A 21,638-nucleotide genomic window follows, 5' to 3' on the forward strand; every position below is an offset into this window, starting at 1 on the left:
GGCCGCGAGAGGAGAAAGACCGTGGATTTCCAGATCACCGGGGCCACCCGCCTCAACGTCATCGTCGGCGAGCCGATCGCGCAGGTGAAATCGCCGGGCGGCATGACCGCCGCTTTCGCCGAGCGTGGCCATGACGGCATCGTCGCTCCCGTCCGCGTCGCGCCCGAGCATCTCGAAGCCTTCCTCAAAGCCGCCGACCACCTGCCGAATCTCGACGGCATCATCGTCACCGTCCCGCACAAATTCACCTGCCACCGCCACTGCGCCAGCGCGACCGAGCGCGGCGATTTCCTCGGCGCGGTCAACATCATGCGCCGCCGCAAGGACGGCGCCTGGCATGGCGAGATGGTCGACGGGCTCGGCTTCGTCGGGGCGGTCAAGGCCAATGGCGGGGAGCCCGCGGGCAAGCGCGCCTTGCTGATCGGCGCGGGCGGCGCCGGCTCGGCCATCGCGCTCGCACTCGTCGATGCCGGCGTCAGTGAGCTCGCGATTCATGACGCCGATACGGCCCGGCGCGACGAACTGATCGCGCGGCTGAACCGCAAGGGCAAGGCCAGGGTCTTCGCCGGCTCGCCGGATCCGACCGGCTTCGGCCTCGTCGCCAACGCCACCCCGGCCGGCATGAAGGCGGGCGACGCACTGCCGGTCGAGGTCGAAAAGCTCTCACCGGACACCTTCGTCGGCTGCGTCATCACCGTTCCCGCCATCTCGCCGCTGATCGAAGCGGCGCGCGCTCGGGGATGCCGGACTTCTACGGGCACGCAGATGTACCAGGCGCTGCAGAGCGCGATGGTGGACTTCCTGCTCGCCGGCGAGCGCATCGGCTGAGGTCGCCATGTTCACGACGCTGAAGGCCCTGCCCGAGCAGGGGGAATACGATCTCATCGTCGTCGGCTCGGGCGCCGCCGGCCTGTCGGCCGCGGTCTTTGCCGCGATCGAGGGCCGCTCCGTCCTCGTGATCGAGCGGACCGAGCATGTCGGCGGTACGAGCGCGCTCTCGGCCGCCACGACCTGGATCCCCAATTCGATGCACGCGGCGAAGGTCGCGACCGGGGACAGCCTCGAAAAGGTCTCCCGCTTCCTCGACGGCGTCGTCGGCAACCGCTCCTCCGCGCGCCTGCGCGACGCCTTCCTGCGCGCCGGGCCCCAGGCCATCGCGACGCTGGAGAGCCGCACCGACGTCCATTTCCGGCCCTATGCGACCCATCCGGACTATGAATCGGATGTCGAGGGCTCGACGCTGCGCGGCCGCGCCCTGGAACCGGCGCCCTTCGACGGACGCCGGCTCGGCGCCGACATGACCCGCATTCGTCCGCCGATCCCGGAATTCACGCTGTTCGGCGGCATGATGATCGACCGCACCGATATCGGCCACCTGCTCAACCTGCGCAAATCCTGGAAATCGTTCCGGCATGCGGCCGGTATCCTCGGCCGTTACGGGCTGGACCGCCTGCACGGGCATCGCGGCACGCGGCTGGTCATGGGCAACGCCTTGATCGGCAGCCTGCTCCTGACCCTGAAGAAGCACGGCGGCACGGTGCTGACGGACGCCTCGGTGACGGAACTTCTAACGGGGTCGGCCGGCGTCAACGGCGTCGTCGTCGCGCAGGACGGCGCCCACCGTTCCATCGCGACGCAGCTCGGCGTCGTGCTCGCCTCCGGCGGCTATAACCGCCATCCCCAGCGGCGCGGCGAGATGCTCAATGCGCCCACGCCTGCCGTCAGCCCGGCCGCCCCCGGACATACCGGCGCGATGCAGGATCTCGCGCTGAAGCTCGGCGCGCGCTTCGGCGAAGGCAATCTCGACAACGCCTTCTGGGCTCCGGTCTCGACCCGCAAGCGGCCGGACGGGACGACCGCGGTCTTCCCGCATTTCGTGCTCGACCGCAGCAAGCCCGGCACCGTCTGCGTCGACCAGACCGGCCGCCGCTTCGTCAATGAATCGACCTCCTACCATCTGTTCAGCCGGGCGATGTTCGAGGCCAATCGCAACCGCCCGACGATCCCCTGCTGGATCGTCACCGATGCCGAGGGCCTGCGGCGCTACGGCCTCGGCATGGTCCGCATGGGCACGAAGAACCTGCAGCCCTTCCTGGCCGACGGCTATCTGATCGAAGGTGCGACGATCCCCGATCTCGCGACCAAGCTCGCGATCGACCCGGCAAAGCTGTCGGAAACCGTCGCCCGGATGAACGAATACGCCCGCAGCGGCGTCGACCCCGAATTCGGCCGCGGCACGACCGACTACCACCGCATCAATGGCGATGCCTCGCGCGGCTTCCCGAACCCGACGCTCGGCCCGATCGCGACCGCACCCTTCTACGCGGTCAAGCTGACGCCCGGCGATATCGGCGCCGCGACCGGGCTCGTCATCGACGAGGATGCGCAGGTGCTGGGCGAAGGCGACCGGCCGATCGGCCATCTCTATGCCTGCGGCAACGAGGCGAATTCGATCATGGGCGGCACCTATCCGGGGCCGGGCATCACGATCGGCCCGGCGATCACCTTCGCCTTCCGCGCCGTCCGCCATGCGCTCGGCCAGGGCGCGGACCGGCAAGCCACTCCGGCGCCGGAACGGGCTGCGTGATGAGCGAGGCGCTGCCGCAATCCTGCGACCTGCTGGTGATCGGCTCGGGCGCCGGCGGCCTCGCCGCCGCCGTCACCGCCGCCGCGCTCGGCCTCGACGTCGTCGTGGTCGAGAAGGATAGCCATTTCGGCGGCACCACGGCCTGGTCCGGCGGATGGATGTGGATTCCGCGCAACCCGCTCGCCCGGGCGGCCGGGATCGACGAGGACGAGGAGATCATCCGCACCTATCTGCGCCATGAGCTCGGTGCGGATTACGACGAGACCTTCGTCACCACCCTGCTGGAGCAGGGGCCGCGCATGGTCTCCTTCTTCCAGCGCGAGACGGCGGTCGATTTCGTCGACGGCAATCTCATCCCGGATTTCCATGGCAAGTCTCCGGGCGCCGGCACCGGCGGGCGTTCGCTCTGCGCCAAGCCCTTCGACGGGCGCGCGCTCGGCGCCCGCCTCAAGGATTTGCGCCCGCCCCTGGAGGAGGTGGCGCCCTTCGGCATGAATATTGGCTCCGGCGCCGATCTGCGCCATTTCCTCAATGCCACGCGCAAACTCCCCTCCTTCCTGCATGTGCTGCAGCGCCTCGCACGGCATTTCGCCGATCGCGCAGGCCACGGCCGCGGCCTGCATCTGGTCAACGGCAATGCGCTGGCGGCGCGTCTCCTGAAATCGGCCGATGATCTCGGCGTGACGCTACGGAGCAACACGGCCGCGATCGAGATGCTGCGGGAGGGCGACCAGATCGCCGGAGCCGTGGTCGAGGCCGGCGGACGGCGGCAGAGCATCCGGGCGGCGCGCGGCGTGGTGCTCGCGACAGGCGGCTTTCCCCACGATACCAAGCGCAAGGCCGAACTGTTTCCGCATGCGCCGACCGGCCGGGAGCATTGGTCGGCAGCGCCCTCCGCCAATACGGGCGACGGCATCAGGCTCGGCGAGGCGGTCGGCGGACATGTGGAGCCCGGCCTGCCCAATGCCGGCGCCTGGGCGCCGGTCTCGCTCGTGCCGAAGCCGGACGGTTCCGTCGGCCGCTTTCCGCATCTGATCGAGCGCGCCAAGCCGGGCGCGATCATGATCCGCCGCGACGGCCAGCGCTTCTGCAACGAGGCCGATTCCTATCACGACGTGATGCAGGCGCTGTTCGCTGCCACGCCGCCCGGCGAGCCCGCCGAATGCTGGCTGATCTGCGACCACGCCTTCTTGCGGCGCTATGGACTCGGCCGCGCAAGGCCCCGCCCCTTCCCGATCGGCTCTTGGCTCCAGAACGGCTATCTGCGCCGCGGCGACACGATCGAGGCGCTCGCCGCCGCCTGCGGCATTGATGGCGCCGGCTTGTCCGAGACGGTCACACAGTACAATCGCGAGGCAGAACAAGGCCGCGATCCCGCCTTCGGCCGCGGGGACACGCCCTATAACCGCATGCAGGGCGACCCCGAGCATCGACCCAACCCTTGCGTCGGCCCGATCGGACCCGGCCCCTTCTTTGCCGTGAAAATCGCCCCCGGCAGCCTCGGCACCTTCGCCGGGCTGAAGACGGATGCCTCGGCGCGCGTGCTCGACGGCGAGGGAGCGCCGATTCCGGGCCTCTATGCCGTAGGCAACGACATGTCGAGCATGATGGCCGGGCGCTATCCGGCCGGCGGCATCACGCTCGGGCCGGCCATGACCTTCGGCTACGTCGCCGCCCATCATGCCAGCGGCGTGCCGCTCGCCAACAACCGTTTCTGATGCCGGAGAGAGCCATGCGCTACGAAATCGCCACCTTGACCATCCGCCTCGGCAAGGCCGCCGCCGTCACCGCCGCGATCGACGCCGCCTTCAAGGCCGGTGAGGCGAAGGGAGAGCTCCATGGCTGCTGGGCGAGTGAGATCGGCACGCTGAACCAGATCATCCTCCTGCGCGGCTTCACGGACGAGGCGGAGCTGCGCCGGGAGCGCGAGCGCATCCTCGCCAGCGGCAACCCCTTCGGCTGCGGCGAGGATATCGTGACGCTCGCATTCGACAGCTACGCGCCCTTCCCTTTCCTGCCGCCGATCAAGCCCGGCCGTTACGGGAGCGTCTACGAGATCCGCACCTATATGCTGAAGCATGGCGGCGTGCCTCCCACGATCACCGCCTGGGAGGCGGCAGTGCCGGCTCGCGTCGAACTCTCGCCGCTCGTCATCGCGATGTATGCTCTCGATGGCCCGGCACGCTTCACCCATATCTGGCCCTTCGCCAGCCTCGACCAGCGCGCCGCCATCCGCGCCGATGCCGTGGCGAAGGGGCTCTGGCCGCCGAAGGGCGGCCCGCAATGGCTGACCGGCGAGATGTATTCGACGATCGCGCTCCCCACCGCGATCTCCCCGCTCGCCTGATCGGGAGCACAGGCCATGCCAACGATCTCGCTCGCCTATCTCACCAGCGTCCCGCTCAGCCCGCCCGACGCCATTCGTCTCGCCACCGACCTCGGCTACGACGCCGTCGGCCTGCGCGCGCTTCCCGCGGCTCCGGGAGGCGACGCCAGCCCGCTCATCGAAGATGCCCCATTGAGCGCAGAAACGCGCCGGGCGCTCGCCTCGGGCGTGCCGATCTTCGACGTCGAGATCGTCCGGCTGGGCGCGGATTTTTCGGTTGAGACCTTCCGGCCCTTCCTCGATCTCTGCGGCGAGCTCGGTGCGCGTGCGATCCTCGTCGCGGGCGACGACCCCGACGAAGCACGGCTGACCGCATCCTTCTCGGCCTTCTGCGAGGCCGCCGCCCCTTTCGGCTTGACCGGCGATCTCGAATTCATGCCCTGGACGAAGGTGCCCGATGCTCGCTCCGCGCTGCGGATCGTCACCGCCGCGGCCCAGCCGAACGGCCGCGTGTTGGTCGATGCCCTCCATGCTGGTCGTTCTCAAACCACCCTCGCCGATATCGCCGCGATTCCCGCAGCGCGGCTGAGCTACGCCCAGATCTGCGACGCGCCGGGCGAGATTCCGGCGACCGACGAGGGGCTGATCCACACCGCTCGCCAGGCGCGGCTCCTGCCCGGCGAGGGCGGCATCGATCTCACCGGCATCTTCAGCCAATTGCCAGCCGAGCTACCGATCAGCGTTGAAATCCCCCACCTCGAACGCTCCGCGCAGCTCGGCGTCCGCGAATGGGCGAAGCAGGCCCTGGCCGCGACACGCATGGCGCTGGCCGCCCGCGACGTTGCGATGGCCAACGGAGCGTCACTGCGCCGGCCGGAGGCTGCGCTGTGAACGCGATCGACCTGCAGGGGCGCATAGCCCTGCTCAGCGGTGGTTGCGGCGGCATCGGCCGCGCCGTGGCCGAACGGTTTTCCGCCTCGGGGGCGACCGTCGTGACCTGGGACCTGGCGGAGGAGGCGGGCGATCACGTCGACGTCACCGACGAGGGCGCAGTGTCGCGGGCGACAGCACGCTTGCTCGACCGGCATGGCCGTGTCGATATCCTCGTCAATTGCGCCGGTATCACCGGCCCCAATAGGCTGATCGAGGACTATTCCTTCGCAGATTGGCAGCGCACCGTCGACATCAGCCTGACCAGCACCTTCCTGTGCTGCCGGGCCATCGTGCCTACCATGCGGGCGCAGAACAGCGGCCGCATCATCAATCTCGCCTCTATCGCCGGCAAGGAGGGCAACGCGACGATGACGGCCTATTCGGCTGCGAAAGGCGCCGTCATCGCCCTGACCAAGTCACTCGGCAAGGAACTCGCGGATACGGACGTCCGTGTGAACTGCGTTGCGCCCGCGGTCATCGCCACGCCGATGAACCAGCAGATGACACCGGATGCCTATGCAGCGGTCGTTGCCAAGATCCCGCTGGGACGCCCCGGACGACCGGAGGAAGTCGCCGCGATGATCGCCTGGCTGGCGTCCGACGAATGCTCGTTTTCGACCGGTGCCTGCTTCGATCTCTCCGGCGGTCGCGCGACTTACTAAAAGTGCTTGATCCACGCATAGAACCGACCTTGTGGCCAGCTCTCGTCGCGATGTTCAGGATGGCTAGGTCAATGCGGAGACTGAAGATGCGACACATCCTCGGTCCGCTGCCTCCATAGGCTGAAGAGTCCCATTCAGGGCATCCCAACGCTCGCCCCTTTGTTCGGCGCTCTCCGGGTCAGCCTCTGCAGCAGATCCAGACCCGGGACCGTCGTGCCGCCCTGGCGCAGTGTCAGTCCGCCCCCTGAGAGAAAACGTCCCTTTGGGAAAACCTCGCGTAGGCGGGCATTGGCAGCCTCCGCGCGGGGCCGAGCGGGGCGCGACCGTTCTCGGAGCTATTGCTATCGAGCGTTCGGAGCAGAGCTCGCGTCTACGCTGAGAACGCGCCTTTCGATATGAAGGATCACCTCAAGGCGAGAGGCTACCGATGGTCGGAGGGGAGTGACGGAAGGCCGCGCGCCTGGTGGATAGAAATCGACGAAGAGCTCTAAGACGACGAGCTCCGTTACCTCTGTTCTGACAGTTACTGCTGGGAGGACGCCGAGCCACTGACGCGACGACTGACGGCTGTTGATCGGTTTCGGGCGTGATCTGTTGCGCCTCGAGGAGGCCGTCGTCCAAGGCCGCAGTCGGCAGCACCCAACAGGTATCCCGCGAAAGCGCGCTAAAGGGCTCGGACCTCAACGAGGTCGGGCGTAGGTCGAAATCTCTGCAGTTTGAACCAGGCCTCCGGCAGCCCGGCTTGCTCGATCATCAGCCGTCCGAGGCCTACCTTGTCGTCTGGTGCCTGCTTGTGCCAAGCCTCCAGCCGGTCAACATTCGCCGTGATACCGATCGCCCCGGCCATTTGTTCGGCATCGCGCCTGACTGCCGAGTTGGGCAGAACGGCACGAAGAAAGAGCAAATGCCTCGATAGATCAGAAGTTACATGGTCTGAGTTCGGCACGCCTTTGAGAACTTCGGAGTAAAGCGCTTCCCAAAACTCACCGGCGCCCGGGAGCACGAGTTCGAACGGCACAATCGTCAAATGCTCCAAGTCGTTATCGAGTGCCGCGACTTGACGCCGTTGCGGTACCGGCAATGCTTCGGCGGGAGCGAACTGCCAAACCCGATCAACCAGATAGCGCTCCAGGTGACGCAACTCGTGAGCTTCAATTCGATGGTCGAGCTCGCCACTGACTACGACATGAGCGGCTCGCGAATTGGGATCGACCTTGGCAAATGAGCGGTTCCAAACGTCGAGGAACCCCGCTTCACTGGGAACCGGCCGACGCATTCTGACAAGGTAGCCTGATTGCCCCTCGATATATTTAGCAAGAGTCCGGGCCTCTTGGCTGACTCTAAGACTGGAATCGATCCGCACCCGTCATCCCCTACCGCGCGCGACCGCCGCGCTCGGAGGCATTGATAGGGCCGAAGCAATAGATGGTCGAGCCGGCCACCGTCTGCGCTCTATCGCCTCGATCCGCGTCAGCATCCCGCCACTTGTAGAAGCCGATCTCGTTCGCAAATTCACGGCCGGCCGCCAACTCGACGTCCTCGAGCGACGATAGCTTGAAGTTTAGGCCGATAGGTGTCGCGGCCGATGCACTTGGACACTGACTGTGCCAGGCCGTGCGAAACTTGAGAGGGCTGCGCGATAGGCCCCCTGGCTCAACAGCCGTCACAGAGGCATCACCCAATGTGCGCCCGCAGATCGAGATCCTGCCTTTGGCGAATGCGGCGGAGGTCTATCAGCGAACGCAATCGAGCGACGCCAAATTTCGCATGGTTCCGATGATGGTGGTCCTCAGCGCTGATCCGTTGGCGCCCCAAATCCTGACATTGGATGCTTGCCCGAAAGCGGACGCCTGCCGAGCACCCACCTGGAACGCTCCAAGGCTGGTGCCAGAAGAGATGCCGGAAGCTGAATCATCGTGACTGGCTGCTTCCGTGCGTTGGAAAGCTTCATCTCACCAGTGCAGAAGGCGTGGAAAGATAAGCGCGCCGAGCGCTGCAACGATCACGGTCGCTATAGTGTATCAGGTTGCTAGAAAGGCCGCCGTATCATCCGGGCAATGCAGGCCGTAGGCGACAGTAGCAAGGCCAGCCGAGGCGAGGCCGGCAAAGGCCCCTGTCAGGACTCGATCTACAGGCGCGCCGCGGCGCGCCAGCAGCAGCAGCAGGATGAGCGGAAGCAGCGCGTAAAGCGGCACCGCGATCAGGCAGGCTCGCCAGTAGCGGCCGAAGATCAAGGCATGCCATTGTTCGGCCGGCGCCTGCATCAGCGTCAGCAGCGCCCAGCCAGCCGCCACGAGGAGCGGAGCCGCGATAACGCGGCCTTGGCGATGACCGACAGCGTCGTCCAGGCGCTGGTGAAATCTGGCCTGGCGCCGAGCGTGAGCAGCACGAGCCCAACCGTGATCGCGAGTGCTGCGAGGGCACAGAGCCGCGTCGTGCGGCGCAGCCAGCCGCCATCTCGGAAGATGGCAGCGGCAGCGGTGCAGGGCAAGGGACGCAGGCCGAGTTGGCCCAGCTATGTCGAGCCCGCCGGTCTGTCTCGGATGTCGGTTCGTCGCTGAAATCATCGCTTTTGCAGAATGTAGTGAACTGCCCAGCATTGGCGTCTCACGCCGCACATGGCAATCTTGCCCTAGCGAGGCGCGTGCATTTCTCCGATGGGATTTACCTCGATCGAAAGATCAATCTCGGTTCCTCCCCTTCAGACGCCATCGCAATGGGCCGCCTATGCGGAGGATTGCTTATTGCGAATTCAGCACGCCACCGACTTTGCCAAAGTACTGGACCTTTGACTGTAGCTCTAGCCGATTGCTTGGCTGGCAAGTGCGATACGGCGCGGACCGAGAGCCGATAGCGGCGCGAACGGCGTCCGTCCCAGCCCCATCGACGTGGCGCTGTCGTGGATTTGCATTCCGCTTGCAACCAGAAAGTTCGTAAAGGCGGCATTGCATGCTGGCGTGTCGGCACGCAGGAATCGCCCGGCATGCGCCTCGACATGCGGGCGCGAGACGACGATCGCATCATCCTCGCTCGCAGCGACGACAGGGCCGATGACATGCCCTCGGCCGAAAGGCCGGCACAGGGCAAAGGCGACGATATCGTCATTGCGAACGAGGACGTACCCTCGCGACACCGGCAGCAAGGCCTGGAAGGCGACGGAGCGATCATGGCCGGTCGCGGCATGGTCGAGCCGCAGAAGACTGTCGTGATCGCTCTCGGCGAGAGGGCGAACCAAGCCTTCCACCTTTGCCGAAGGCGCAACCATCCCGGGAGTCGGCGCTTCCAGCGTCGCCTCTCCCTGGCACCGCAGAATCTTCTGTTCGTAACCATATCCGAGCGAACGATAGAGCCGCTTTGCCTCTCGTGTCGCGTTGAGGCCGAAGACGGCCCCCTTGTTCAGCTCATGCGCCTTTTCCATGAGCCAGCGGCCCGCGCCCTGTTCCTGCAGCCGAGGCAGGGTGATGAGCATGCAGACCATGGCGAAATCCGCGTCGTAGCGCAGCCACATCACAGTTCCGACCACCCGCCCGATCTCGTCAACGGCGGCGAGCCCCTGCCCCAGTTCGAGCAGCATTTGCCAGTCGCTGTCCCGGTGCGGCCATCCCACCGAAACGGAAAGCGCATGCAGCAGCTTGGGATCGACCTGCTTGATGTCGCGCAAGGTGAGCTCGAACGTGTCGATATGCAGTCGAGCAATCGTCTCCAAAGCGCGGCCTCCGCCGTGTCCACGGCTCTGTCCGGCCTGGGATCCGGCCGGTTTACCGATCGGTTGTAAACCAATCTTGCAACAGGAAGCACCGTTCTTCCGGGGCATTTCGGCAGGGAAGTCCGTCAGACCGCGATGAAACGATTCGACCACCGGCGCACCGCCCCTATCCTGTCGCGAGCGCAGCTGGAACCGGAGCCGTCCGTGACGCCGGAAGAGATCCTGAAGGCATTGATCCGATTCCCCTCCGTGGTGGGGCAGTCCAACGCCGCCATCGCGGGCTGGGTCGTGCAGTATCTCGGCGACTTCGGCATCGAAGCACAGCTACTCCCCGGCCCGGAAGGCGACCGGGCAAACCTGTTCGCCACGATCGGCCCGCGCGATGTCGCCGGCCTCGTCCTGTCCGGCCATATGGACGTCGTCCCGGCGCAGGAGCCGCAATGGAGCGCCGATCCGTTTCAGCTGCGCGCGGAGGGCGACAAGCTGTTCGGGCGCGGCACGAGCGACATGAAGGGGTTTCTCGCCGCGGTGCTCGCGATCGTCCCGGCTCTGGTTGCCCTGAAGTCCGCCCGGCCAATCCACCTCGCCTTCTCCTATGACGAGGAGGCCGGCTGTCGTGGCGTTCCCCATCTCATCGCCCGGTTGCCCTCGCTCTGCGCCATGCCAGCGGCAGCCGTCATCGGAGAGCCGAGCGGGCTCCGGCCGATCCTCGCCCATAAGGGCAAGGCCGCCGCGCGCGCCGAGATTCACGGCCGGTCCGGCCATTCCTCCCGCCCCGATCTCGGTCTCAATGCCATCCATGCAATGGGGCGGGTGATCGCGGCAGCGGACAAGGCTGCCTCGAAGCTGAGCGACGGCCCGCTCGATCCCGTCTTCGAACCGCCCTACTCCACCATCCAGATCGGCACGATCCGTGGCGGCGACGCGCTGAACATCATCCCGGAAAGCTGCATCGTCGAGATCGAGGCGCGCGCCATCGCCGGCGCTTCGCCGGCGGCCTTGCTCGAACCGGTTCGCCAGGCGCTCGAGGCCCTGAGGGCCGAGGGCTTCGGAACCAGCTGGCAGCCGATCGCCGGCTACCCTGCCCTGTCCCTCCCCTCCGATGCGCCGATCGCCCGCCTCATGACCCGGATCACGGGCGAAGCGCCTCTCGCGGCAGTGAGCTATGGCACGGAGGCCGGCCTCTACCAGGCTGCCGGAATCGACGCGATCATCTGCGGGCCTGGCGACATCGCCCGCGCCCACAAGCCCGACGAATACATCACGCGCCGCGAGCTTGCGGCCTGCGTCGGCATGCTCGAACGGCTCTGCGCGCAATTCGCGCAGGAAACACTCTGATCTCCCGATCTCAAGGAGCTCGCCTTGACCTTCCTTTTCAATTCGACTGACGAGCGGGCACGGGTGTTCGCAGCGCGGTTTGCCGAAGAGCTGCCCGATATCCGCTTCATCAGAACCAGCGATCCCTACGACCCCGCCGAAATCCGCTACCTGATCACCTGGACGGCGCCGGAGAATCTCGAGCGCTTCTCCAATCTGGAGATCCTGTTCTCGATCGGGGCCGGCATCGACCAGATGAACACGGATGGCTTGCCGGCCGAGGTCCTGGTCGTGCGGATGGTCGACGAGGGCATCACCCGGATGATGCAGGAATACGTCACGCTCGGCGTTCTCGCCCTGCACCGGCAATGGCCGCTCTACATCGCCCAGCAGAGAGCTGCACACTGGGAACCCTACGATCTCGTATCCGCCCCGGACAGGCAGATCGGCGTGCTGGGGCTGGGCATGATGGGGTCGGCGGTCATCGAGCGCCTGAAGCCCTTCGGCTTCCCGATTTCCGGTTGGAGTCGCTCGCCGCGGACGATCGACGGGATTCGCTGCCTTCACGGATCGGCGGGCCTTGCGACCCTGCTCGCCGAAACCGACATCCTGATCTGCCTGCTGCCGCTCACGCCGGAGACCGTCGGCATCCTGAACGCGGAACTCTTCGCGCAGCTGCCTGCCGGCGCCGGCCTCGTGCATGTCGGCCGCGGACAGCATCTCGACCACGCCGCCCTTCTTGATGCCCTCGACAGCAGCCATCTCTCGGCTGCCGTCCTCGATGTCACCGAGCCGGAGCCGCTGCCGGTCGATCATCGCCTGTGGAGCCATCCCAAGGTGATCCTGACACCGCATATCGCCAGCAAGGTCGAGGCAGCGCCTGCGGCCAAGGCCGTCATTGAGAACCTCCGCCGTCATCGCTCCGGCATGCCGCCGATCGGCCTCGTCGATCGCAGGCGTGGCTACTGAATCTCCCTAGTACCGAACGAAAGGCTCTCCCATGTCCCTCCTCATCAAGCTCGACCTTGCCCCGACCAGCGAGCCCAAGCACTCGAAGGCGGCCGCCGACCGCCTGATCTCCGGCGATCCCTCGTTCAAGACCTGGGCCCAGGACCAGTCCCGCAACGAGCCCGTGCGCACCGGCGTGTGGGAAGCGACACCCGGCGAAACCCGCTCGATCAAGGGCGAGACCGTAGAGTTCTGTTACATCCTCTCGGGCGTCGTCGAACTGACCGAGCAAGGCCAGCCGCCGCGCACCTTCAGCGCCGGCGACAGCTTCGTGATGAAGCCCGGCTTCGTCGGCGTCTGGAAGACGATCGAGACCGTCCGCAAGATCTACGTGATCGTCGGCTGACGTAAGCGTACCGAAGAATCGGCCGCCCGGGACCTCGCAAACAGGATTTCCGGTCGGCGGGGCGGCCCTCACAGGCGCAAACTTCGGGCCGGGCGGAACTAGGCTCGGTCGACCACCATCCGGAGATACGCCGTGCCGCTGAGTTTCGATCCCGCTTCGGTCACGCTCCCGCGCGGCCATTTCATCGCCGGCGAATGGGTCGACGCCAGGGATGGCATTGATCTGCATCGCCCCTCCGACGCGATTGCCTTTGCCGCCTGCCCCGTTGCCGATGCCGATATCGTCGACCGCGCCGTGGCCGCCGCCAAGGCAGCCCTCGCGCAAAGCGGCTGGGGACGGCTGGCGCCGCGCGAGCGTGCCCGCGCGCTCCACCGCTGGGCCGATCTCATCGAGGCGGAAGCGGAAACCCTGGCGCGGCTGGAGTGCATCGCCTCGACCCGGCCGATCTCCGAGCTGATGGCGGGCGACGTCCCCGTGACGGCCGAGCAAATCCGCTTCTTCGCCGAATTCGCCGATAAGGAAGGCGGCGATCTTGTCCCGACGGGCTCCGACAACTTCGGCATGATCGCGACCGAGCCCTATGGCGTCGTCGGCGCCATCACGCCCTGGAACTTCCCGATCAACATGGCCGGCTGGAAGCTCGGTCCCGCGCTCGCGGCCGGCAATGCCGTCGTACTGAAACCATCCGAGATGACGCCGTTCGCGACGATCTACCTGGCGGAGTTGTCGGTTCGGGCCGGATTGCCGGCCGGCTTGATCAACATCGTGCTCGGCGACGGTCGGACGACCGGCACCGCGATCACCGGCCATCCCGATATCGCCAAGGTCAGCTTCACCGGCTCGACCGCCGCCGGCGCCGCGATCATGGAGAACATCGCCCGCACCGGCATCAAGCCGATGACGCTGGAGCTCGGCGGCAAGAGCCCGCAGCTCGTCTTCGCCGATGCCGATCTGCCGCAGGCAGCCGCCGCCATCGCCCGCAGCATCCTCGGCAATGCCGGGCAGGCCTGCGTCGCAGGCTCGCGCCTGATCGTGGCGGAAAGCGTCGCGGAGGAGCTGGTCGACCTCATCGTCGAACGTATGCGCGCGGTCCGGCCCGGCCCGACCTGGGATGCGACGAGCGCCTATTCGCCGATCATCTCGGAGCGGCAGATCGCTCGCATGGAAAGCATCGTGGATGCGGCGGTCGCGCGCGGCGCCAAGTGCCGGCTCGGCGGTGAACGCCTCGACCGCGCGGGCTATTTCTATGCGCCGACCGTGCTGGAGGGCGTCGACGCCATCTCGCCTGCCGTGACCGAGGAAATCTTCGGGCCGGTCCTGACCGTCCAGACCTTCCGGGAGGAAGAGGAAGGGCTTGGGCTCGCCGATCATCCGACCTACGGGCTTTGCGCCGGCCTCTACACGCGCGACCTGTCGCGGGCGCTGCGCGCGATCAACCGCCTGCAGGCCGGCACCGTTTGGGTCAATCGCTACGGGCGCTCGCGCGACCACATCCTGCCGACCGGCGGCTACAAGCAGTCCGGCCTCGGCAAAGACCTCGGGCGCGAGGCCTATCTTGCGAACCGGAAATCGAAAAGCGTCCTGATCGCGCTGTGAGGAGCAAACCGTGACATCCTACAAGATCGCCCTGATCCCAGGTGACGGCATCGGCAGCGCCGTCATCGACGCGACCTGGGAGGTGCTGACCAAGGCGGCTTCCGGCGCGGGCTTCGCGCTCGACGGCACCAGCTTCCCCTGGTCCTGCGACTTCTACGAGGAGACCGGCGCGATGATGCCGGCCGACGGCATCGAGACCCTGCGCGGCTTCGACGCGATCCTGCTCGGCGCGGTCGGCTGGCCCAAGCGCGTGCCGGATTCGGTCTCGCTGCACGGGCTGCTGCTGCCGATCCGCAAGGCCTTCGTGCAATACGCCAATATCCGGCCGCATCGCCTGCTGCCGGGCGTCGAGGGACCGCTGCGCGCGGGCGCCTTCGACATCCTGTGCATTCGCGAGAACACGGAGGGCGAGTACGCAGGAGCCGGTGGACGCGTCCATAACGGCACGGCCGATGAGGTCGCCGTCGAGACATCGATCTTCACGCGCAAAGGCGTCGAGCGCATTCTGCGCTTCGGCTTCGAGCAGGCTCGCAAGCGCCGCGGCAAGCTCGCCTCGGTGACGAAGTCCAACGCCCAGAAATATTCGATGGTGTTCTGGGACGAGATCACCGCCAAACTCGCGGCGGATTATCCCGATGTCGAAGTCGCGAACTACCACATCGACGCCATGGCGGCCCGCATGGTGATGGCGCCCGAGAGCCTCGACGTCGTGGTCGCCTCCAACCTCTTCGGCGACATCCTCACCGATCTCGGCGCCGCCATCCAGGGCGGCCTGGGCTATGCCGCCTCGGCCAACATCAATCCGGAGCGCGACGCGCCTTCGATGTTCGAGCCCGTGCATGGCTCGGCGCCGGATATCGCGCATCTCGGCATCGCCAACCCGATCGCCGCGATCTGGTCGGGCGCGATGATGCTGGAGCATCTCGGGCAGGCACAAGCCGCCGCAGCCGTGATGGGCGCCATCGAGACCGCCACCGGCCGCGGCATCGGCACGAAGCCGGGCGAGCACAAGACCACCGAGATCACGGCCGCCATCCTCGCGGCGCTGAACTGACAGGAGAGCCCACATGACCATCGATGGCCTTCGCGATCCCGGCCTCGTCCGGGAGGCCTGCCTGATCGGCGGCGCGTGGGGCGCCGGCGCCTCCGGCCGCACGCTCGACGTGATCGATCCGGCGACCCAAAGCGCGCTGGGCACGGTGCCGGATGCCGGCACAGCCGAGACGCGCGCGGCGATCGAGGCCGCAACCGCCGCCTTCGACAACTGGCGCGCGAAGACGTCGGCCGAGCGCGCCGCGCTGCTGGAAGCCTGGCATGCGCTGATGATCGAGCATATCGAGGATCTGGCGCTGATCCTGACGCGCGAGCAGGGCAAGCCGCTGGCCGAGGCGCGCGGCGAGATCCGCTACGGCGCCTCCTTCGTGAAATGGTTCGCCGAAGAAGCCCGCCGGATCTACGGCTCGACGATTCCCGCGCCGACGGCCGACCGCCGCATCCTCGTGCTGAAGCAGCCGGTCGGCGTCTGCGGCATCGTCACGCCGTGGAACTTCCCAAACGCGATGATCACCCGCAAGGTCGCGCCGGCACTCGCCGCCGGCTGCACCGTGGTGATCAAGCCCTCCGAGCTGACGCCCTACTCGGCGATCGCGCTCGGCGTGTTGGCCGAGCGGGCCGGCATCCCGGCCGGCGTGATCAACATCATCACCGGCATGCCGAGCGAGATCGGCGCCGAGCTCACCGGCAATCTCGCCGTGCGCAAGATCTCCTTCACCGGCTCGACGCGCATCGGCGCGCTGCTGATGAAACAGGCCTCCGACAGCATCAAGCGGCTGAGCCTCGAACTCGGCGGCAACGCGCCTTTCATCGTCTTCGACGATGCCGATCTCGACATCGCGATCGAGGGCGTCCTGGTTTCCAAGTTCCGCAATGGCGGCCAGACCTGCGTCTGTGCCAACCGCATCTTGGTGCAGGACGGCATCTACGACCGCTTCGCCGAGAAGCTTTCGGCCCGCGTCAACGCGATGAAGGTCGGCCCCGGCACCAATGCGGGCATCGACATCGGCCCGATGATCAACGCCGCCGCACTCCAGAAGATCGAGCGCCATGTCGAGGACGCGCTGTCGAAGGGCGCCACGCGCCTCGCCAGTGCCGCCGACATGCCAAACGGCAAGCAGTATGCGACGCCGACCGTGCTGGGCGAAGCGACCACCGAGATGCTGCTGGCGAGCGAGGAGACCTTCGGGCCGGTCGCGCCGCTCTTCCGCTTCCGCAGCGAGGAGGAGGCGCTGGCCATCGCCAACGGCACGCCGTTCGGCCTCGCCGCCTATTTCTTCACGCAGGACATCCGCCGGTCCTGGCGCGTCGGCGAAGCGCTGGAGTTCGGCATGGTCGGCCTCAACACCGGCGCGATCTCGATGGAGGTAGCTCCCTTCGGCGGCGTCAAGCAATCGGGCCTCGGCCGCGAGGGCTCGCAGCTCGGCATCGAGGAATATCTCGAGGTCAAGGCCTTCCATATCGGCGGTCTCTGAAACGCCAAGGGCGCCGGGAGAAACCTCCCGGCGCCCCTTTTCCGTCCACCGTCGGCGATGCGATTCACTGAATCCGGTCGAGCAGCTTGTAGTAAAGGCCGACCAGCGGCAGGAACCAGGGTTTGCCGAAATGGCCCGGCACCGCTGGCCAGGCGAGTCCCTCGAGCGGGTTGCGATTGGGGCGGCCGAGGATGGCGTCGGCCATGATCATGCCGAGATGCGTCGACATCTGCGCGCCGTGGCCGGAATAGCCCATCGCATACCAGACGCCGTCCTCATAGCCGGCGCGCGGATAGCGATCCTTGGTCATGTCGACCAGCCCGCCCCAGCAATAGTCGATCCCGACATCCTTCAATTGCGGGAAGATGCCGGCGAGGCTCGCGCGCAGGATGGCGCCGCTCTTGGCATCCGAGGTCTGGTCGGAGCTTGCCGAAAAGCGCGCCCGCCCGCCGAAGATCAGCCGATTGTCCGGCGCGAGGCGGAAGTAGTTGCCGATGTTGAGCGAGGTCACGGCGGTGCGGTTGCCCGGCATCGTCATGGCAACCTCGGCATCGCTCAACGGCCGCGTCGCGATCAGGAAGCTGCCGACGGCGACGATCCGGCGCCGGAACCAGGAGAAGGGTCCGGCCGTATAGGCGCCCGTGGCCACCAGCACATCCTTCGCCGAAACGCTTCCGCGCGGCGTCTGGAGGACATGCCGCCGGCCCTCCTGCCGCCGCTCGGTGACGGGCGCGTGCTCATGGATCACCGCGCCGTGCCGGACGGCCGCCGCGGCCAAGCCTGTCACGAAGCGGCCCATATGCATCATGGCGCTCTTCTTCGAGAGCATCGCACCATGGAAGCTATCGGAGCCGATCTCGCCCGCAAGCTCGGCCCGGCTCAGCATGGCTGTATCGGGATCGGCCTCGCGATGCAGCACCTCGAAATTGCGGGTGAGCGAGGCGACATGTTCCGGCTTCGAGGCGAGCTTGAGCTTGCCGGCGCGCCGAAAGGAGCAGTCGATGCCCTCCTCGGCGACGATCCGCTCGATCGTATCGACGGAATCGTCGAAGGCCTTGTAGAGGGCGACGGCACGCTCAGTGCCCATCGCCGCCTTGGCGGCGATAAAGCTGTGGGCGAGGCCATTGTTGAGATGGCCGCCATTGCGGCCCGAGGCTCCGTATCCGACGCTTTCCGCCTCCAGCACCACGACCCTGGCGCCGGCCATGGCAAGTTGGCGCGCAGCGGCGAGGCCGGTGAAGCCGCCGCCGACGACGGCCACGTCATAGATGCCTTCGACCGGCCCTTCGGCGGCGCCGGAGAAGCTGTTGGCCGTATCATGCCAATAGGATTTGAACTGCATCGGCCGCGGCCTCAGAGCCCGAACACGCCGGGCAGCCCGCCGATGTCCTTGATCTCGGTGTAGCCGTAATAGGGGTTCGCCGGCTCGTGCCCGCGATTGACCCAGACCTTGTTCTTGATCCCGAGGTCATGCGCCGTCATCAGGTCGTAGCGGAACGAGGAGGAGACGTGGCAGACGTCCTCCGGGCCGCAGCCGAGCATATCGAACATGTATTCGAAGCCCTTCATACGCGGCTTGTAGGACCGGGCCTGCTCGGCCGTGTAGACGGCATGGAAGGGCGCGCCGAGCCGAGCGACGTTATGCGGGATCTGGTCGTTCTGGGCATTTGACAGGATGACGAGCGGGATTTCCTTCGCCACCTTGGCGAGGCCAGCCGGCACGTCCGCATGCGGCCCCCAGGTCGGCACCTGCTCATAGATCCAGCGCGCATCCTCGGGGCGGAAGGCGACGCCGTTACGGCGACAGGTGCGCTCCAGCGAATTGTAGACGACCTCTTCATAGGGCTTCCAGTCGCCGAGGATCTCGTCGAGCCGGTAGGCCGAGAAATTCGTGATGAAGGTCCGCATCGCCGGCTCGTCCAGCTTGTCGCCGTAAAGCGCGCGCGCGGCCTTATCCATCGCGAAATAGATCAGCGTGCCGTGGCAGTCGAAGGTGACGAATTTGGGCTTGAAGACAGTCATCCGCTGAAATCCCCTATGGCGAAACGGTTGTGTCCGTTAGCGGGGATCATAGACGGGGGCAGAACGGCGCGAGCACCGCATTGCCCGCGGCAGGAAGCACAAACTGCCGTCCGTCCATAAGGCTGTGGCAGAGAGTTGCGCCCGCATCGCCGCCCGGCCCCGCTCTGCCCTGTGACTACCGACTCCGTCTGGGGGTTCGTGGCATTCCATGCGGTCGCCCCGCATTCCTACGGTCGAAGATATCGCCCGGCACCGTTCCTTAGGAGCAACTGCGCCGGCGCACGGCCTATCCATGATGCAACGGATACGAAGTGAAGCATCATGAACCCGGAAACGATCGATCTCGTCGCATTCGACGAACACCATCTCGATGGCGCAGTTCTGCTTTCACGCGAGGCTGGCTGGCCCCACCGGCGCGAGGACTGGGCGATGCTCCTGACCCTCAGCCACGGCTTCGTCGCGCTTCAGGGCGATGTCGTGGTCGGCACCGCCATGTTGACGCCGTTCGGGGACAATTGCGCGACCGTGAACATGGTGATCGTCGCAGCCAGCATGCGCGGACGGGGCCTTGGCCGGAAGCTCATGGATGCCGCCCTGCATGCCTGCGGCGCGCGCGAATGCCGGCTCACCGCGACCGCGGACGGCCTGCCCCTCTATGAAAAGCTCGGATTCAACGCGACTCACGAGATCCGTCAGCACCAAGGCATTCCCGCGCCGCTGCCGGCGGATGCGGCGAACGACGCCATCGAACTGGATTGGGTCGGTTCGGAAAACTTCCCTGCGGTCGCCGCGCTCGATCTGGAGGCGCAGGGGATGGATCGCCGCCCTCTGCTCAGGCTCCTGGCCGAAGCCGGGCGAATGGTCATCCTCCGTGAAGCCGGCCGGGTCGTCGGCTATGCCGCGCTGCGCCCTTTCGGCCGCGGCGAGGTGATCGGCCCCGTCGTCGCGAATACGCTGGAACAGGCGCAGAGCCTCATGAGCTTTCTGATCGCCAGCCGCCCGGGCGCCTTCCTGCGCGTCGACACCGCCGAGTGGCCCGAGCTTTCGCCATGGCTTTCCGCGCGCGGCCTGGTGGGCGTCGGCGGCGGCATCGTCATGGACCGCAACGCGACCGGCCGGCAGCCGCCCGGCCCCGCCAAACCCTTCGCTCTCGCCAGTCAAGCGCTCGGATAGTCTGGAGAACCGCCATGTTGAGCAATTCCCTGATCGAACTCGATCGCGAACATTGGATTCACCCGGTCGCCTCCTATCGCGGCCATGAAAAGGCCGGTGTGCGCGTGCTGCGCTCGGCGAAGGGCGCGACCATTACCGACGCGTCCGGCAAGCAGCTCATCGACGGCTTTGCCGGGCTATGGTGCGTGAATGCCGGCTACGGGCAGGACAGCATCGTCGAGGCCGCGGCGAACCAGATGCGCGAGCTGGCCTATGCGACGGGCTATTTCGGCCTAGGCTCCGAGCCCGCGATCCGGCTGGCGGCCGAACTCGCCGAGCGTTCGCCCGGGGATCTCAACCGCGTCTATTTCACACTCGGCGGTTCCGACGCGGTCGACAGCACGGTCCGCTTCATCCGCTATTACCAGCAGGCCCGCGGCAAGCCGCAGAAGGACCAGTTCATCTCGATCGAGCAGGGCTATCACGGCTCCTCGACCGTCGGCGCCGGCCTCACCGCCCTGCCCGCCTTCCATGCTGGCTTCGGCGTGCCCTATGATTGGCAGCACAAGATTCCGTCGCATTACACCTACCGCAACCCGGTGGGCTCCGCGCCGGAAGCCGTCATCGCCGCCTCGCTGGCGGCACTGCGGGCCAAGGTCGAGGCCGTCGGCGGCACCGATCGTGTCGCAGCCTTCTATTGCGAGCCGATCCAGGGTTCCGGCGGCGTGCTCGTTCCGCCACCAGGCTGGGTCAAGGCGATGCGCGAGCTCTGCCGCGAGCTCGACATCCTCTTCGTCGCCGACGAGGTCATCACCGGCTTCGGGCGCACCGGCCCGCTCTTCGCATGCGAGGACGAGGACATCGTCCCCGACCTCATGACGGTCGCGAAGGGGCTGACCTCGGGCTACGTGCCGATGGGCGCCGTGCTGATGTCGCAGAAGGTCTACGACGTCATCGCGGACGGCTCGGGCGCGGCGGCGGTCGGCCACGGCTATACCTATTCCGCCCATCCGGTCAGCGCGGCCGTGGGCCTCGAAGTGCTGCGTCTCTATGAGAACGGCCTCCTCGACAATGGCCGCAAGGCCGGGGCGCGCTTGATGGCAGGCCTCGAAAGCCTACGCGACCACCCGCTGGTCGGCGAAGTGCGCGGCCGCGGCATGCTGGCTGCCGTCGAGCTCGTGACCGACAAGGCGAAGAAGACGCCGCTGCCGGCCGCTGCCCTCCCGGCCCAGCGCGTCTTCGACCGCGCCTGGGACAAGGGCCTCGTCATCCGCGCCTTCGGCAACGGCGTGCTGGGCTATGCGCCGCCCTTGTGCTGCACCGATTCCGAGATCGACGCGATCGTCGAGCGGACCCGCGCGACGCTCGACGAGACGCTGGCCGATCCGGATGTGCGCGCTGCGATGGCCTGACATTCGCAGGATCTGCGGGGATCGAGCGGAGGTAAGGGTGGCC

21 protein-coding genes and 1 pseudogene are annotated in these 21,638 nt (G+C 66.8%); 16 read left to right on the forward strand and 6 right to left on the reverse strand.

From position 1 onward, the window contains the following. Positions 1-21 precede the first annotated feature (21 nt). The 7 genes and pseudogenes from AC1DNE_RS17645 to AC1DNE_RS17675 all read left to right on the forward strand — a co-directional run. Positions 22-828, forward strand: coding sequence for a shikimate dehydrogenase family protein (locus AC1DNE_RS17645; protein WP_441471891.1), 807 nt, complete (start codon positions 22-24; stop codon positions 826-828). A gap of 7 nt (positions 829-835) precedes the next feature. After that, positions 836-2,587, forward strand: coding sequence for an FAD-dependent oxidoreductase (locus AC1DNE_RS17650; protein ID WP_441471892.1), 1,752 nt, complete (start codon positions 836-838; stop codon positions 2,585-2,587). Beyond that, positions 2,587-4,305: an FAD-dependent oxidoreductase gene (locus AC1DNE_RS17655; protein ID WP_441471893.1), complete on the forward strand. Its 1,719-nt coding sequence runs from the start codon at positions 2,587-2,589 to the stop codon at positions 4,303-4,305. Before AC1DNE_RS17650 ends, AC1DNE_RS17655 begins: the two co-directional genes overlap by 1 nt. Before the next feature lie 14 nt (positions 4,306-4,319). After that, entirely contained in the window at positions 4,320-4,934 is a 615-nt protein-coding gene (locus AC1DNE_RS17660; protein ID WP_441471894.1) for an NIPSNAP family protein, read from the forward strand. A gap of 15 nt (positions 4,935-4,949) precedes the next feature. Continuing rightward, positions 4,950-5,804 carry a sugar phosphate isomerase/epimerase family protein gene (locus tag AC1DNE_RS17665; RefSeq protein WP_441471895.1) on the forward strand — a complete coding sequence of 285 codons (855 nt, stop codon included), beginning with the start codon at positions 4,950-4,952 and terminating at the stop codon, positions 5,802-5,804. Continuing rightward, on the forward strand, positions 5,801-6,508 hold the full coding sequence (locus tag AC1DNE_RS17670; protein ID WP_441471896.1) for an SDR family oxidoreductase: 708 nt from the start codon (positions 5,801-5,803) through the stop codon (positions 6,506-6,508). Before AC1DNE_RS17665 ends, AC1DNE_RS17670 begins: the two co-directional genes overlap by 4 nt. Before the next feature lie 314 nt (positions 6,509-6,822). Next, positions 6,823-7,098, forward strand: a pseudogene (locus tag AC1DNE_RS17675) (3'-5' exonuclease); the annotation flags it as partial. Between the two features lie 74 nt (positions 7,099-7,172). On the opposite strand, the gene AC1DNE_RS17680 reads toward AC1DNE_RS17675, so the two are convergent. Further along, positions 7,173-7,871, reverse strand: coding sequence for a hypothetical protein (locus AC1DNE_RS17680; RefSeq protein WP_441471897.1), 699 nt, complete (start codon positions 7,869-7,871; stop codon positions 7,173-7,175). 320 nt (positions 7,872-8,191) lie between these two features. On the opposite strand from AC1DNE_RS17680, the gene AC1DNE_RS17685 reads away from it, so the two are divergent. Next, positions 8,192-8,428 carry a hypothetical protein gene (locus tag AC1DNE_RS17685; protein WP_476804041.1) on the forward strand — a complete coding sequence of 79 codons (237 nt, stop codon included), beginning with the start codon at positions 8,192-8,194 and terminating at the stop codon, positions 8,426-8,428. 101 nt (positions 8,429-8,529) lie between these two features. Here AC1DNE_RS17685 and AC1DNE_RS17690 read toward each other — a convergent pair whose 3' ends face one another. The 3 genes from AC1DNE_RS17690 to AC1DNE_RS17700 form a co-directional block, all read right to left on the reverse strand. Next, a complete protein-coding gene (locus tag AC1DNE_RS17690) occupies positions 8,530-8,802 on the reverse strand; it encodes an NrsF family protein (RefSeq protein WP_441471898.1) in 273 nt (90 codons plus the stop codon). Then, positions 8,778-8,999, reverse strand: a complete 222-nt coding sequence (locus AC1DNE_RS17695) for a hypothetical protein (RefSeq protein WP_441471899.1) — start codon at positions 8,997-8,999, stop codon at positions 8,778-8,780. Before AC1DNE_RS17695 ends, AC1DNE_RS17690 begins: the two co-directional genes overlap by 25 nt. Positions 9,000-9,308: 309 nt before the next feature. Continuing rightward, positions 9,309-10,367: a GNAT family N-acetyltransferase gene (locus AC1DNE_RS17700; protein WP_476765559.1), complete on the reverse strand. Its 1,059-nt coding sequence runs from the start codon at positions 10,365-10,367 to the stop codon at positions 9,309-9,311. A gap of 51 nt (positions 10,368-10,418) precedes the next feature. Here AC1DNE_RS17700 and argE point away from each other — a divergent pair, with 51 nt between their 5' ends. From argE to AC1DNE_RS17730, 6 genes are all read left to right on the forward strand, one after another. After that, positions 10,419-11,552, forward strand: coding sequence for an acetylornithine deacetylase (gene argE, locus AC1DNE_RS17705; protein WP_441471901.1), 1,134 nt, complete (start codon positions 10,419-10,421; stop codon positions 11,550-11,552). Positions 11,553-11,576: 24 nt separating this feature from the next. After that, positions 11,577-12,500 (forward strand): 2-hydroxyacid dehydrogenase, encoded by a 924-nt coding sequence (locus AC1DNE_RS17710; RefSeq protein WP_441471902.1) that lies wholly within the window; start codon positions 11,577-11,579, stop codon positions 12,498-12,500. A 31-nt stretch (positions 12,501-12,531) separates the two neighbouring features. Further along, positions 12,532-12,885 carry a cupin domain-containing protein gene (locus AC1DNE_RS17715; RefSeq protein ID WP_441471903.1) on the forward strand — a complete coding sequence of 118 codons (354 nt, stop codon included), beginning with the start codon at positions 12,532-12,534 and terminating at the stop codon, positions 12,883-12,885. Between the two features lie 132 nt (positions 12,886-13,017). Beyond that, the gene (locus AC1DNE_RS17720) at positions 13,018-14,481 is read left to right on the forward strand and encodes an aldehyde dehydrogenase family protein (protein WP_441471904.1); all 1,464 of its coding nucleotides are present in this window, start codon (positions 13,018-13,020) and stop codon (positions 14,479-14,481) included. Between the two features lie 10 nt (positions 14,482-14,491). Continuing rightward, positions 14,492-15,535 (forward strand): tartrate dehydrogenase, encoded by a 1,044-nt coding sequence (locus AC1DNE_RS17725; RefSeq protein WP_441471905.1) that lies wholly within the window; start codon positions 14,492-14,494, stop codon positions 15,533-15,535. Between the two features lie 19 nt (positions 15,536-15,554). Further along, positions 15,555-17,009, forward strand: coding sequence for an NAD-dependent succinate-semialdehyde dehydrogenase (locus AC1DNE_RS17730; RefSeq protein WP_441471970.1), 1,455 nt, complete (start codon positions 15,555-15,557; stop codon positions 17,007-17,009). Between the two features lie 64 nt (positions 17,010-17,073). On the opposite strand, the gene AC1DNE_RS17735 is transcribed toward AC1DNE_RS17730, so the two are convergent. Next, on the reverse strand, positions 17,074-18,351 hold the full coding sequence (locus tag AC1DNE_RS17735; RefSeq protein WP_441471906.1) for an NAD(P)/FAD-dependent oxidoreductase: 1,278 nt from the start codon (positions 18,349-18,351) through the stop codon (positions 17,074-17,076). A gap of 11 nt (positions 18,352-18,362) precedes the next feature. Beyond that, complete coding sequence (locus AC1DNE_RS17740) at positions 18,363-19,031, reverse strand: haloacid dehalogenase type II (protein WP_441471907.1); 669 nt, start codon at positions 19,029-19,031, stop codon at positions 18,363-18,365. 321 nt (positions 19,032-19,352) lie between these two features. Between AC1DNE_RS17740 and AC1DNE_RS17745 the strand changes: the two genes are divergently transcribed. Continuing rightward, positions 19,353-20,204 (forward strand): GNAT family N-acetyltransferase, encoded by an 852-nt coding sequence (locus AC1DNE_RS17745; RefSeq protein WP_441471908.1) that lies wholly within the window; start codon positions 19,353-19,355, stop codon positions 20,202-20,204. Positions 20,205-20,218: 14 nt separating this feature from the next. After that, positions 20,219-21,595, forward strand: a complete 1,377-nt coding sequence (locus tag AC1DNE_RS17750; RefSeq protein ID WP_476765560.1) for an aminotransferase class III-fold pyridoxal phosphate-dependent enzyme — start codon at positions 20,219-20,221, stop codon at positions 21,593-21,595. Positions 21,596-21,638: the final 43 nt, after the last annotated feature.

It is taken from the genome of Allobosea sp. 05L423 (assembly GCF_056397745.1).